Source organism: Pseudoalteromonas sp. J010 (assembly GCF_003934235.1).
GTDB lineage: Bacteria > Pseudomonadota > Gammaproteobacteria > Enterobacterales > Alteromonadaceae > Pseudoalteromonas > Pseudoalteromonas peptidolytica.
Map to the genome: position 1 here is coordinate 1 of NZ_RDBW01000050.1, position 14,431 is coordinate 14,431.

Sequence of the window (14,431 nt, forward strand, 5' to 3'; positions counted from 1 at the left end):
AATAATCTGGGCTGTTATCAAAATCGTCTATTAGAAAAAAGCTAAAACTACCTTTCATGGGATGAGAGATTATTAAAAAGGGCCCTTTTGCTTTCATTTCCATAAAGTTATTTTATTACTGCTCGGAGGTTGCACTTGAATACTAACATTTTAGTATTTATGCGACACGCTGTTTGTGTTGCATAATCGCTTGTTAAACTGAGCCGCTAGCCTTTTTCTATCTCACTTCATTGAACCTTATCGAGCGTACCGGCAGGGATTAAACAATATAAGTGAATATGCTGACTTAAATTTTGCCTCCAAGTATGCACTATCACCTTTTCTAAAATAAAGAAAACACGCCTCTAAGAAAATAGCCTTTCGAACCAATTCTTATCCAAATCATCTTCACAGCGTTTTAGCTGAACGGCGTATCTTGCCGCGCGATGTTTCACTTTATTAGCGACCTGCATGAGCCATTTTTTCTTTTTATAGGTGCCACGGCGATAGCCACCCCAACCTTCATGGTAATTTAAATATTGCGCATAAGCATCCCACTTAGACACACCATTTACTTTATTGGTTTTGTAAACGAACCAAGCCATAAAATCGATAGCATCGTCGAAGTCATCACGATCTGCCCCAGAATTACCCGTTTCTCTAATATAGTCTGACCAAGTGGGAGTTTTAGCCTGAGAATAGCCATAAGCTGAGCTGGCACGGCCAATGGGAATAAACCAAAGGAAATATTCCATCGGAGGTGCAGCATCATGACGAAAAGAGCTTTCCTGAAACATCATGCTCATCAGAACATGTTTGGGCGATCCCCATTTTTCTTGGGCATCTCGAGCGTCATAGTACCAATCTTCTTTTTCCTCAAAAATCTTGCAAATATCATGAGGTTGCTTTGGTGGTGCAGTCGCACATCCGGATAAAACAGCAATGAGACTAACTAAAATTAATTTTTTTTGCATTTTTTTCGAAACCTAATGAACTTTAACAATTTGCATTGGTCTGAACTTATGAATGCAGCAGTTTAGCATTGTTTCATCCCTGAAATTTATTTGCGCAGCCCTATGGCTGCGCTTTTTTATGCTCGAGAAAAATAATCATCTAAGAAACTGGTAAAATCAGCTGTATCACCAGCTCTTACTGCTTTTTCATCCTCAAATGATTGCTGCGCAAATGCTGCAAGTTCCGCTTCATCATAGTAACCATATTCTACGTCTTGATGCAGTTGCTTATAGTTGTTTGCAAGCTCAAGTCCCATTGACCCCTGTTCAAGGGTTCGGTTTTGTAATTGCGACAGCAACTGCCCTGAAAAAGTCAGTGCAGGTGTCTCTATCGCGCGCGATAGTTTTTCAATCACTTCTACGTAAACAGATTTACCGCTGTTGGCATCTAACATCTGTGCGACATGACTTAAATCAGCGAAGATCTCTGCCCCCCACTGCTTTACTGTGACTGGTACACCTTCTCTTTCCAATTCAAGCTCAGTACAGCGCCCTTGGTTTACTACCTGACGGAGGTTTTTACCTGCTAATTTTTGCGCATCAAAGGTCAACTCAGCACTTGGTTTTAATAAGCAGTAAGTTAAGAAAACATCCAAGAAATGAATTTGTTCAAGGCTAATACCTGTGTGTTCAAATGGGTTAACATCTAAAGCACGGATTTCGATGTACTCAATACCACCACGTTCCAGTGCCTGAGTTGGCGTTTCACCCGATTTCGCATTACGCTTTGGTCTAATTGGCGAGTAGAATTCGTTTTCTATTTGTAGAATGTTACGATTTAACTGCTTTGGCTCTGCTGCACGGTAGTCTGGGATCTCATGATATAAATCAGAGCGACATCTAATCGCTTCTCTAAGTCCAGCGATATACTCATCCAAGTCGTTATACATCACTTTCAGCGAGCTTTGCGCGCTATTGGTATACCCTAAATCACCTAGTCTCAACGCAGTACCATATTCTAAGTAAATAGCACCGTTTTCTAGTGTCTTAAATGGTAGGTCGCTTTTCTTACCTTGCAAAAATGATGGGCACAGCGCCGGTGAAGCACCAAAGAGATAACTGATCAGCCACATTTCACGCTTAAAGTTGCGAATTAAGCCTAAATACTGTTGTGAGATAAACGTTTGCTGAGCTTGTTTATCTTCTGATATGGATTGCAGGCTTTGCCATACTTGCTCGGGAAAAGAGATATTAAAATGCACCCCAGCAATGGCCTGCATCATACTACCATAGCGGTTTTTTAACCCTTCACGATACAGCGTTTTCATCTTTCCAATGTTGGAAGTACCAAACTGCGCCAACACAATATCTTCTTCATCTTCAATGAAGCATGGCATAGATAAAGGCCATAATAACTCATCGCCCATATTGGCTAGCGTAAATTTCTGTAAATCAGACAACTGCGCTAGCGTCTCTTCAGGATTTTCACTGACTGGAGTAATGAACTCTAATAAGGACTCAGAGAAATCCGTGGTAATATGACCATTAGTTAGAGCATGGCCAGTCTTTTCTGGATGTGGAGTTTTTGCTATCTTTCCTGACCCTTGGATCCTCAAAGCCTCTCTCTCGATACCTCTTTTGATACCCTTAAAAGCGCCGCGATGTACACCGCCAGACAACAAATCCAGCTTAGTGTTTAAGTCTAATTGTTTCAAAAATTCTTCCTCGAACCTACAGGCCAATTTCAAGTTTATGGGGTCGAAATTAGTTTATACCAAGGGTGTTGATAAAAAGAGTGCGGCTCACTGTCCATCACTGCCTATCTCACCACGGTCAGGCTTTAATAATAACTTTACCGACATGTTGCGCATTTTCCATATAAGTATGCGCAAGCGCAATGTCTGCCAGATCAAAATAATGACTCACATTGATGTTGATTTTGCCAGCTTGGTACGCCTGATACAAATGTTTCAAGTCATCTAAATCAGGCGCAACCAACATTCCCTGTGCCGTTATCCCTTTTATGGTGGCTTGCTCACAAATAAGTGCCTTGGTCACACTGGGGACTGTAACTAATTGTGAGCCACTGCGAAGTGCATTCAAACACTGTAGTGCTATTTCACCACCAATCAAATCCAATAGGTCGCATTCAACATCACACTGATAAAACTCATCATAACTAATCGCGGTAACATTTAGCTGAGCCAATAGCGGGTGTTCTGGACGAGTGGACACAGCAACTACGTTACGTCCTTGAAGTTGTGCTAATTGAATAGCTAAATGACCGACTCCCCCAGTAGGTGCCAAAACGTATAAAGGACGCTCGTACTGGGAAAATTTATCAAGGGCTTGCTTTGCAGTTAAGCCTGCTAAACATAGACCAGAGATCGCTAGATTTTCTTGCGCTGAAACCGCTAATAATTCAGTTTCATTGGCAACCACATAATCACTGTAGGTACCAGGGTTGTTTGCAAAACCAACCATGCCTATAACATGTTGACCCACTTGAAGTTGTGTACCAGAGTCAGATACCCCCACCACTTCGCCAAATAAGTCATACCCTAAAGGCAGAAAGGTACCTGCCTCTTTTTGCGCTGCAACATAGCCTAAGCCTTGTCTTGTTTTAAGCTCGATTGGATTAACACTAGTGCTCAGTACCCTCACCATTACCTGCCCATTACTAAGCACTGGCAAAGTGCGAGTGAGCGGACATAATTGGGTGCTATCACCAAACTCATAAACACCGTAAGTAGTTGACTCATTTATCATAAGAGATTCAGTTATTGAGAGATCTTGTTATTTTGTAGAATACGCGAAAGAAGACGCAGTTTACAACAATGAAAAACGCGCTTGCCTTACTCCAGCAAGCGCGTTTGTATACTGTTAATGTTGGATAGTTTATGCTTTATCCAAATCTCGGTTAATGATTAAAAACGATTTGGTCATCCACTACATCGACTTTGATAGTATCCCCTGTCACAAATTTACCTTGTAATAAATCCTGTGCCAGTGGGTTTTCAATGTACTGTTGTACAGCACGTTTTAGTGGCCGCGCACCATAAACTGGATCAAAACCACTTGCAGCAATTTTATCAAGCGCAGCGTCACTCAGTTCAAGCACAAAACCTCTTTGCGTTAAGCGCTGGCTTAATCGCGCTAATTGGATACTCGCTATCTCTTTAATATGCTCATTAACTAACGGGTGGAAGACAACGGTTTCATCAATCCGGTTTATAAACTCAGGTCTAAATTGATTTGCCAACACTGCCATCACCCGCTCTTTAAGTGCGGCATAATCATTACTACCGGCCTGCTCTTGAATTACATCTGAGCCTAAGTTTGAAGTCATGATGATCACTGAGTTTTTGAAGTCTACCGTACGCCCTTGTCCGTCAGTTAAGCGACCATCATCCAAGACTTGCAGTAAGATGTTAAACACATCAGGGTGAGCTTTTTCTACTTCATCAAGTAACACCACCGAGTACGGACGCCGACGCACCGCTTCAGTTAAATATCCACCTTCTTCATAACCAACGTAACCCGGAGGCGCACCTACCAACCTTGCCACCGAATGCTTTTCCATAAATTCAGACATATCAATCCGAACCATGGCATCTTCGGTATCAAACATAAAGTTGGCTAATGCTTTGGTTAGCTCCGTTTTACCAACACCAGTTGGGCCTAAAAATAAAAACGAACCAATTGGACGATTAGGATCAGCAAGCCCAGCTCGAGAGCGGCGGATAGCATTGGCAACCGCATTCACCGCTTCATCTTGACCTATGACCTTTTTGTGCAGCTCATCTTCCATTTGGAGTAATTTTTCACGTTCACCTTGAAGCATTTTAGATACTGGGATCCCTGTCCAGCGAGAGAGAATTTCAGCAATTTCATCTTCGCCAACCTGATTTTTCAGTAGACTCATTTCTTGCATCTCTGCTTGGGATGCCAAGTCAAGCTTACGCTCTAGTTCAGGAATACGGCCATATTGCAGCTCAGACATACGCTGTAAATCACTTGCTCGGCGCGCGACTTCTAAATCTAACCGCGCTTGCTCCAGCTCTGCTTTGATCACTTGTGTACCCTGAAGCGAGGCTTTTTCAGCGTTCCATACTTCGTCTAGCTCACGATACTCCATTTCTAATTCATTGATGAGTGCTTGCATCTCGGTTCGACGCTTTTGGCTGGCTTCATCTTTTTCTTTGGCCAGTGCACTGTCTTCCAATTTCAGTTGAATAATACGACGTTCAAGTCTGTCTAATTGCTCCGGCTTTGAGTCTATTTGCAGTCGAATTGATGAACCGGCTTCATCAATTAAGTCAATGGCTTTATCTGGAAGCTGTCTATCCGTAATATAACGGTGTGACAGGTTCGCCGCAGCTACGATCGCCGGATCAGTAATATCGACTGAATGATGAAGTTCGTAGCGCTCTTTTAAGCCACGGAGTATGGCAATAGTGTCTTCAACGGTTGGCTCTGCGACAAATACCTTTTGGAAGCGGCGCTCAAGTGCAGCATCTTTTTCAATATATTGTCGATACTCGTCGAGCGTCGTGGCTCCGACGCAGTGGAGCTCTCCACGCGCAAGTGCAGGTTTGAGCATATTGCCAGCATCCATTGCACCATCGGTTTTTCCGGCCCCAACCATAGTGTGAATTTCGTCAATAAACAGAATAACTTGCCCCTCTTCTTTGGCAAGCTCGTTTAACACCGACTTTAAACGCTCTTCAAATTCGCCACGGTATTTAGCACCAGCGACTAGCGCCCCCATATCCAGTGATAGTACACGCTTATTTTTCAGCCCTTCTGGCACCTCACCGTTGATAATACGTTGTGCAAGTCCCTCAACGATAGCGGTCTTACCAACACCCGGTTCACCGATAAGTACAGGGTTATTCTTAGTACGGCGCTGTAGCACCTGAATGGTGCGACGGATTTCATCATCGCGACCAATTACCGGGTCTAGTTTACCTTGTTCGGCTCGCTCAGTAAGGTCAACGGTGAATTTCTCAAGTGCTTGACGTGTATCTTCTGCATTGGGATCGTCAACCTTCTGCCCGCCTCGGATCGCTTTAATCGCTTGCTCGATTTTTGCTTGGGTAATATTCAAAGTTTTGAAAATTTCACCCAAAGCTCCTTTGTCTTCAACTGCCGCAAAAACAAACAGCTCACTAGAAATATATTTATCTTTGCGTTTTTGAGCGTATTTATCGCATAGATTGATAAGTGAAATCAGGTTATTCGAAAGCTGGACATCTCCACCTACGCCTTCAACCTTAAATAATTTTTCAATGGCTTGAGATAGCTTGGTATTGAGTTCATCAGCGCTTACACCTGCTTGCGCCAATAACGCTCGTACACTTGAGCCACTTTGCTGTAGCAGAGCGTACATTAAATGAACAGGTTCAATAAATTGATGGTCACGCCCAAGCGCGAGTGATTGCGCGTCAGAAAGCGCAGCTTGAAATTTGCTTGTAAATCTATCTAAACGCATGATTTATTTACCCATATAAAATATTGAATTACCTTATTTATGGGTATTAGTGGAGCGAAGATCAAGCGTTAAAGTAATAATTTAACCTGATTATTTGCGCCAAATCAAAGTCGCCATACGGCCTGTTATGTTGTCTCTACGATAAGAAAAGTACAGCTCAGGCAAACTGACTGTACAGTGTCTCTCACCGTAGAATTTTGTAACACCTTGTTGGCGCAATAGTGTTTCAGCAAGCGCAAAAATATTACCAAGGTACTTACCCTTTTTTGTAGCTGTAAAGGGCGTACTTTTTTGTGCTTCGAACGCAGCTACTACATCTTCACCCACTTCAAAAGCATCAGGTCCTATTGCAGGGCCAAACCATGCGTGAATTTCTTCAGGGGCACAACGAAACTTAGCAAGTGTATTTGCAATAATACCAGCGGCGAGCGGCTTCCAGCCACCATGGATAGCTGCTACTTCTTCGCCATTTTCTGACGCCAACAAAATCGGCAAACAGTCTGCCGTCATGATAGCTAGAGGCGTTTGCCGTAAGCGCGTATAGAGTGCATCTGCTTGATGGACTTGCGCCGCCTCAAACTGCTCATCAACCACCATAACCTCAGCGCCATGGACTTGTTCAAGCCAAACAATAGGGTTGGCAACGTAGCCATGCAAAATTCGACGGTTTTCTGCGACATGTTCGGCATTATCGCCAACATGAAAGGCAAGATTAAAACTATCGAAAGGTGGCAGAGAAACGCCACCTTCGCGCGTTGTCGATAGTGTCCCAACTAGTTGGGAAAGTGGCCACTGAGCTAGCTGCATCTTATAGCGTCAAGTCTGGGTTTTCTTTGGTGTCTTCTCTTAACGCCGCCACCAGATTTATCATATCTTCAGGTACTGGTGCTTCCCATGTCATCATTTCACCTGTAATTGGATGCGCGATACTAAGCTTTATCGCATGTAATGCCTGACGTTTAAATGCTCTTAACTGCTCTGTAAGCCCTTGAGTGGCATTTCTCGGTGGACGAGGACGACCACCATACAACTGATCGCCAATCAGTGGATGGTTTAAATATGCCATATGCACACGAATTTGGTGCGTTCTACCAGTCTCTAGTCGCAGACGAAGCCGAGTATGTGCACGAAATTTCTCTGCAACACGATAATGCGTGATAGCAGGTTTACCCATTTCATGTACCGCCATATGCGTACGTTTTGTAGCGTGGCGCCCTATTGGCTTTTCAATCATGCCACCAGCTGTCATGGTGCCGTTACAAATTGCTTCATACTCACGAGTGAAGTTTTCACGCGCCTGTAAGTTTTTCACCAAATGTGTTTGCGCTTGAATGGTTTTCGCCACAACCATTAGACCGGTCGTGTCTTTATCGAGACGGTGAACAATACCAGCTCGAGGTACGTTAATGATTTCTGGGTGATGGTGCAGCAGAGCATTTAATACTGTGCCATCGGGGTTACCGGCTCCAGGGTGAACGACCAATCCCATCGGCTTGTTTATCACCAGAATATCATCATCTTCATAGACGATATCTAGGTCTATATCTTGCGCTTCGTATTCACGCTGGGCTTCGATAACCGTTTCAATGGCGACGCTTTCACCACCCAATAACTTTTCACGAGGCGTGTTGAAAACTTCACCATCGACGGTGACTTTATCTTCAAGGATCCAAGTTTTTATTCTTGAACGAGAAAAATCCGGGAACAATTGCGCCAATATTTGGTCTAGACGTTTACCACCGAGTTCGACTGGAACCTCCGCTTGGAGGGAAATTTGCTCTGACATCTGAAACTTTACCTAATTTACCAGTGCAAGCCGTGCTCGACTGGGTTAGAATCGTATAAATGCATAGTTTACTCGGTTTTGCCGAGTTGGCCTAGCCGAAGAAAACAAAGGTAGTAAAATAAAATGATTAAAAACTTAAGGACACACGCCTTTAGGCTGGCGTTAGCCGCGTCTGTTTTAGGTTTGGCAGCCTGTTCATCCGCACCAGAACAAGAAGATATAGAACGCGTACCAAACAAATCTGCACAAGCACTGTATGAAGATGCAAAGCAAACTTTAGATTCAGGTCTTTATGCACGCGCCATTGAGTTACTTGGCGCAATTAACGCAAGATACCCTTTTGGGCCATATGCAAGACAAGTTCAAATGGACTTAGTTTATGCTTATTACCAAACAGGTAACACAGATCAAGCACTAGCGACAATTGACCGCTTTATCCGTTTAAATCCAAACCATAAAGATCTTGATTACATGTACTACATGCGCGGCCTTGTAAGCATCAAAGCTGATGAAAACGCATTTCAGGAGTACTTTGGAGTGGATAGGGCTGACAGAGACGCAAATCGTACTCGTGTAGCATTTCAAGATTTAACCACACTCGTTAAAAATTATCCCAACAGTCCTTATGCACCAGAAGCCAAAAAGCGCATCGTCTGGCTATTAAACAAAATGGCGCGTTATGAATTAAAAGTAGCTGAATATTACTTTGAACGTGAAGCGTACCTTGCAGCAGCTAATCGAGGTAAATATGTTGTGGAACACTACTCTCAAAGTAGTTACCTAAAACAAGCTTTTGATATTATGGAAAAGAGTTACCGTAAATTGGGGTTACAGGATCTTGCAGAAAACGTAAAAAAAGCAAAATCAGCTAACCCACGCAATAAATAGATATACTATTCAGTCGCGACTACATACTGGTCGCGACTGACTACACTACAATAGCCGACTCACTGGCTTAAATCGCTTCTTCGTCTTCTTCACCGGTACGGATCCGCACCACACGCTCAACATCAGTCACAAATATTTTACCATCGCCAATTTTACCTGTTTGTGCTGTTTTCAAGATCACTTCAATGGCTCTATCAACATCTTCGTCTGCCGTGACTATATCAAGTTTTACCTTGGGCAAAAAATCTACCATATATTCGGCACCACGATACAACTCAGTATGACCTTTTTGACGACCGAAGCCCTTTACTTCACACACTGTCATCCCCGTGATCCCCACATCCGAAAGCGCCTCTCGGACATCATCTAGTTTGAACGGTTTAATTATTGCTTCTATTTTCTTCATGACTATCTCGATTCCTTTGGTATAGCGTCGATTTTAGACAATACACCTGTTCAAGGCAAACAAAGACATTGAAAGTTGAGGTGATTTCACGCAATAATACTAATATTAAATTATTAATTTTTGGTTGTGAGGCAGTAATGAAACAATCAGCGGGATTCAACCTGTTAGAACTTATGATAACAATTGCCATTTTAGCAATTGTATTAGCTGTTTCATTTAGCTTTGATGGCAACCTGTTGCAACGTGACCGCGCGCAATCTTTTTTACAGGAGTTACAGCGAAATATTGCCTTTGCTCGCGTCAAGGCGACTGCGTCTGATGAGATTGTCATTCTATGCCCTGCTTCCCCTGCAAGTATACAAAACCGAGCTCCGTTCGCATGTGCAGATGATTGGGCAACAAACCGAATTTCCGTTTTTGTCGATAGGAATAATGACGGCCAATTTAACAATAATGATACGCTGCACAGAGTAATGGAAGTCGTGAATACCAGTGATAATATGGTATTTTCTGGCGATAATCGCCTAAGATTTGACTCTAGTGGTTTACTTAGTGGCGCAGCTACTGGTAATTTCACCTATTGTCCGGGCAGTGAAGATAACAATCAACAACTTAGCGTGTCTCAAGCTGGCACAGCACTCTATAGAGGCGATACTGAGGATCAGTGTAATTAACCTGATTTCGGAATAAACAGTGAGTTAGTCAACTAAAGCAACCAAGCAGTCTATTTTCTGTTTAGACATCATGTCAGTTAACTTGAAAGCTTTTCACTTTCCTTGTTTTTAGCCATGGCGACGCTACGCTCCTTTATATGATCACTTCGAGGCAAAGGATATGCGTCGTCAATTTGGTTTCTCACTTTTAGAAAGCTTAGTTTGCATCACCATTATTCTTATTGTTAGCGCGTTGACGCTACCATTTCTTAGTTCGTCTTTACGCGCTAACAATGCTGAATTTAAGTTAGAGGCATTAAGGCGTGCAATTAACTTTGCTCGTATTAAAGCTGTTGCTAATGATGCGACTGTCACACTTTGCCCCTTAAACAAAGACCGTTGCGACAAACGTGATTGGCACAAGTCTATTACGATATTTGTAGACTATTACCCTGTAGGTATTTTTACAGGTAAAGACGTTAAGTTAAGTGTATTTGACTCAACAGCGCGTGGAGATACATTAGTTTATCCTCGCCATGCTGTGGTATTTCGCCGTTTTGGCCACCTTGCAGGGTTATATAATGGTACGTTTATTTACTGTAATATTAGCAATAAGTCAGGACTTGCACTATCAGTTAGTTACACTGGACGTAGTACACTTAAAGATACTGAGAAGTGTAATCAATGAGGGAGTGACACCTCCCTCATGATGTGTGCTTATCGCTCCCAACAACGGTCAATTTGGGCTTGCCCTACTACGCCAGTTACGCCACGCACACCAAGCTCGTCAATTGTTAGTGCTGGACATTCTTGGTCTCCTCTTACTGGGCCCGCAGTTGCAGTTGCAACAACCCTGAACGTATCTACAGTGACATTTTGTAAGGTGATAACAAAGTAACCATTACCTGTTTCCCGAGGCACTCCTATTGCACCTAAATCATTGGAGTAGCGACGATTGTCAACAAAAAACTGTTCTTGCTTATTTGCTGCATCGAGCAACACAGTCATCGCCTCAGCACGTGCACCTCGCCTAACGTAGTCAGTATAATTAGGGTACGCTATAGCTGACATGATGCCAATTATCACAACCACTATCATGACTTCGATTAACGTAAAGCCCCGACGATTATGAGGTAGCCCGTTAATTTTTCTCATCACTTTCTTCCCGTTTATAGATGTAAAGCTGCCTAGTTCTTATTCCTGTACTTTTACTTTTAAAAATTTCGATTAAACCATTTTCTCCGACGACAGGAACCGGCTCACTCGGAATACTGGGTGGCGCAAATGGCGTACTTGCATCAGGACCGGCTTCAATACCTGGACCTGGGATATAAACCACGTTTTCTCTCACGATCATGGTCGGTGTATCAGGTAAGTCTTGTGATGTAATATAGGTTTTACCTGTTCCATAGTGAAGATGAAACATATAAAGCTGTCCTTTACCACCTGTCAATGTGCACTGTTGTGTTGTCTGATCTGCTGGCGTGAAGGAAGTATAATATGCAACTCCACCAATAACTGTTGTCGCAGCTAAGGACTTTTCGCCGCCGGATAGCTGATATTTCCAACCTTTAAATTTACTAAGCTCTACCTCTAGGTTGATAAATGTATTTAGATCGCTAACAGCATTACCAAATGGGTCGTTTTTCATTTCCATTAACTCTTCAACCACAATGGGTTCAGGAATATCATTAACGAACGACTGTGTTTTAGTGTGTATATCTCGGATCATAAATAAATAGTCAGTCACACTTGAATCTGTTGGTTTGGAACGGTTGCCACTACCAATGACAATAGCGTCAAATGGCGTGTCTTTCCTATCGATTCGAGTATCATTAACATTGTCTCTGTTCACTGTCTTTGTGACTTGGCTATAGAATGTCCTTGCCACAGTCGGGCGATAGAAAAAACGCCTATCTTGATCAGCTGCGGAACTGCCCAATCGGGCAAGCTCAAAGTGTGTCCAAGGCTCGTCGCTATCATTGGGATTTGGGCCAGGAATATCAATTCTCCAAATACTACCTGCAGTGTCGGCCAAATATATTCTGTCAACAAAGCCATCATAATCAGAGTCAGTGAGTGTTGGCTCCGCTACGATACTATGCTTTCCTTTAAAAGCATCACCTGTTAGTGACCAAACAATATCAGCATTGCTAGACATAATATCAACCATGTAAAGCCCTACGCCCTTATTGTCTTTATCTTCCGATCTCGAGACATTATCTTTATTCGTGTTATAACCCGCGGCGAATATTAATACAGGCCTTTCTTTTTGTTTTTCAATAAAAGAAACAACCGGCTTCGACCACGTTTGCCCTAGGTGATTAAACTTGGTCTTGTCACCAGAAATAGGCCCACCCCACAATAATTTAGGCGAATCAGGGTCGGTAATATCAAAGCCATAATACTCATTCCCGCCGCGTCGCAAACCAACAAACGCCCAGACTTTATCACCATTATCTACTTTGTGGTTCTTATTTAGGTCATGAAAATAAGTCGTAATTGGACCATCGACCCCATAAATTTTTGTTTCTGGTTTTTGTGTCTTAACTGAGTTTAAGACTGGCAATAGCTCTCCGGGAATAAACGCCCAGCTCTCACTAACACTATTACCACTGTCTTTAAACATATGAAGCATACCAGCATTCGTACCGACAAGAATACGTACGTCTCCATTACCATAGTCAACCGTAGCAGGCTTTGAGTGAAGTGGATCGGCGAAAATATCCGCTCTTCTTTCTGAGCGGTTACTGTCGCCATCATCATCGTCAACATCTTGACCCATCGCCCAATCAAAAACTTCTTGTAATTGGCCCTCACTTGCCCCACTCATCTCCATAGCTGAAGCTAAACTAGCATGATCTCCGTAGGTATTTTTACCATTAGTATAGGTAAAACTAACCAGTGCACTGCCACCAAAATCAGATAGTACTTTTCTGCTGATCTGATTTTGAAGTGCGTAATTTACTCCGCCTTTTTCTATATTGTTCCCATCTTTTGAGCCTGGTTCAGACCAGTAGGTTGTAACGTTAGTTGAAATGGCTCCTTTGCTGTCAATTGCTGACGTTTTCTCTTGGCCAATTATCTTCTTATTCTCGAACTTTAGCTTTTTTAAGTTACCACGCCAGCGTGTATGAGTTTCAGGCTTGAACAAAGTATAATAAAGCGCATCACCAGTTTGCGTTTGATCTTCTGCATTAGCAGAAACGGTTGGCGAGCTGAAGCTAGCGCTAATGTTACGAATGTTGGTGATGGTAGTTTTTAGTACGTCTGACAACTCATTTGCGCTATTAGCATGTAGGTATTGTCCACCGCCCTGCTCTGCGGTTTCAGCAAGTAAATCCTTACCTAGCTCTGACATCCCATTACCAAACCCAATAGTAAATACGCGTGCAAAATCATGTTCATCTGGGGTAGCCGGATATAAGTCAACCTTTACCTGCGAAGTCCCACGCATGGCTTTTGCTAATGCTGGTAAGTAGTTTCTGGTAACACCATAGCCTTCATTTACATCAAAATAATCCGGATATGCGCCATAAACAGAATAATACTCATTGACTATGCTATTATTCGAGTCGGTGTCACTAGTTGGATCGCCATCTGTCATCAGAATTAAATTTACAGATGTATCACAGCGCTCTTCTGCACCGGGCTGACGCTTAAATGCAGAGATGTAATCACCACCACTTTCAATACTTCGATCTCGGTCATAGCCACCATTCTCTCCCCAATATACATTTCCGCCTTTTAAGTAGTTATAAAGCTCCCACAGGGTTTCAGACAGCGGAGTTGACCCCGATGCTGGCAAGGCGTTTATTTTATCCACAATGTTAGACTGGCTGCTGCCGATGCCATTTAAAATATATCCACCACTCGACGAATACAGACGGGATAAGCCAAATTGAATGTCATCATTCTTAGTTACTAAGTTACTCATGGCATCTTTAGCAACCTTTAAACGGCTGTCGGCACAACCTTGAACAGCTTGGTTATATTGGTTCGCTTGGTAGCAATTACTACCGTTAAAACACTCGGCTTCTCGATAGCCATACCGCCAGCGTCCTCTATACTTGTATGAGTAACGTTCATAGCAGGTTTTACCATTTTGTGAATCCCAGGCCATACTGCCTGAGGTATCAAAAAGCATCAAAACTCTCGGTTGCTCCCGAGTTGACACATTGTGTTTAACATAAAGTTCTATATCTTCCGCTTTTGCAGTTTGTAGCACTATTGCTATAACGGTAATAACATAAAAGAGCTTATTCATAGTCT

Annotated in this window: 13 protein-coding genes; 3 read left to right on the plus strand and 10 right to left on the minus strand. The window is 42.8% G+C overall.

All coding sequences use genetic code 11. The features are described 5' to 3' along the window. Positions 1 to 227: 227 nt before the first annotated feature. From EAG18_RS20610 to rluD, 7 genes are all read right to left on the minus strand, one after another. A complete protein-coding gene (locus tag EAG18_RS20610) occupies positions 228 to 317 on the minus strand; it encodes a transposase (protein ID WP_343327585.1) in 90 nt (29 codons plus the stop codon). Positions 318 to 344: 27 nt separating this feature from the next. Continuing rightward, positions 345 to 953 (minus strand): hypothetical protein, encoded by a 609-nt coding sequence (locus EAG18_RS20615; protein ID WP_125254238.1) that lies wholly within the window; start codon positions 951 to 953, stop codon positions 345 to 347. 116 nt (positions 954 to 1,069) lie between these two features. Then, a complete protein-coding gene (gene gshA / locus EAG18_RS20620; protein ID WP_125254239.1) occupies positions 1,070 to 2,647 on the minus strand; it encodes a glutamate--cysteine ligase in 1,578 nt (525 codons plus the stop codon). A gap of 118 nt (positions 2,648 to 2,765) precedes the next feature. Continuing rightward, the gene (locus EAG18_RS20625) at positions 2,766 to 3,701 is read right to left on the minus strand and encodes a zinc-binding dehydrogenase (RefSeq protein WP_125254240.1); all 936 of its coding nucleotides are present in this window, start codon (positions 3,699 to 3,701) and stop codon (positions 2,766 to 2,768) included. Between the two features lie 151 nt (positions 3,702 to 3,852). Then, complete coding sequence (gene clpB / locus EAG18_RS20630; RefSeq protein ID WP_125254241.1) at positions 3,853 to 6,426, minus strand: ATP-dependent chaperone ClpB; 2,574 nt, start codon at positions 6,424 to 6,426, stop codon at positions 3,853 to 3,855. A gap of 90 nt (positions 6,427 to 6,516) precedes the next feature. Next, the gene (gene pgeF / locus EAG18_RS20635; protein ID WP_125254242.1) at positions 6,517 to 7,233 is read right to left on the minus strand and encodes a peptidoglycan editing factor PgeF; all 717 of its coding nucleotides are present in this window, start codon (positions 7,231 to 7,233) and stop codon (positions 6,517 to 6,519) included. A gap of 1 nt (position 7,234) precedes the next feature. Beyond that, positions 7,235 to 8,212 carry a 23S rRNA pseudouridine(1911/1915/1917) synthase RluD gene (gene rluD / locus EAG18_RS20640; RefSeq protein WP_125254243.1) on the minus strand — a complete coding sequence of 326 codons (978 nt, stop codon included), beginning with the start codon at positions 8,210 to 8,212 and terminating at the stop codon, positions 7,235 to 7,237. A 123-nt stretch (positions 8,213 to 8,335) separates the two neighbouring features. On the opposite strand from rluD, the gene EAG18_RS20645 reads away from it, so the two are divergent. Further along, a complete protein-coding gene (locus tag EAG18_RS20645; protein WP_125254244.1) occupies positions 8,336 to 9,100 on the plus strand; it encodes an outer membrane protein assembly factor BamD in 765 nt (254 codons plus the stop codon). Positions 9,101 to 9,167: 67 nt separating this feature from the next. Here EAG18_RS20645 and glnB read toward each other — a convergent pair whose 3' ends face one another. Further along, the gene (gene glnB / locus EAG18_RS20650) at positions 9,168 to 9,506 is read right to left on the minus strand and encodes a nitrogen regulatory protein P-II (protein ID WP_010371023.1); all 339 of its coding nucleotides are present in this window, start codon (positions 9,504 to 9,506) and stop codon (positions 9,168 to 9,170) included. 137 nt (positions 9,507 to 9,643) lie between these two features. Between glnB and EAG18_RS20655 the strand changes: the two genes are divergently transcribed. Next, entirely contained in the window at positions 9,644 to 10,180 is a 537-nt protein-coding gene (locus EAG18_RS20655; RefSeq protein WP_275557359.1) for a GspH/FimT family pseudopilin, read from the plus strand. A 160-nt stretch (positions 10,181 to 10,340) separates the two neighbouring features. Next, on the plus strand, positions 10,341 to 10,847 hold the full coding sequence (locus tag EAG18_RS20660; protein ID WP_125254246.1) for a type II secretion system protein: 507 nt from the start codon (positions 10,341 to 10,343) through the stop codon (positions 10,845 to 10,847). A 29-nt stretch (positions 10,848 to 10,876) separates the two neighbouring features. On the opposite strand, the gene EAG18_RS20665 is transcribed toward EAG18_RS20660, so the two are convergent. Together EAG18_RS20665 and EAG18_RS20670 are read right to left on the minus strand one after the other, a co-directional pair. After that, positions 10,877 to 11,314 (minus strand): type IV pilin protein, encoded by a 438-nt coding sequence (locus EAG18_RS20665; protein ID WP_125254247.1) that lies wholly within the window; start codon positions 11,312 to 11,314, stop codon positions 10,877 to 10,879. Further along, positions 11,301 to 14,426: a PilC/PilY family type IV pilus protein gene (locus EAG18_RS20670; RefSeq protein ID WP_185745641.1), complete on the minus strand. Its 3,126-nt coding sequence runs from the start codon at positions 14,424 to 14,426 to the stop codon at positions 11,301 to 11,303. The genes EAG18_RS20665 and EAG18_RS20670 overlap by 14 nt, the downstream gene beginning before the upstream one ends. Positions 14,427 to 14,431: the final 5 nt, after the last annotated feature.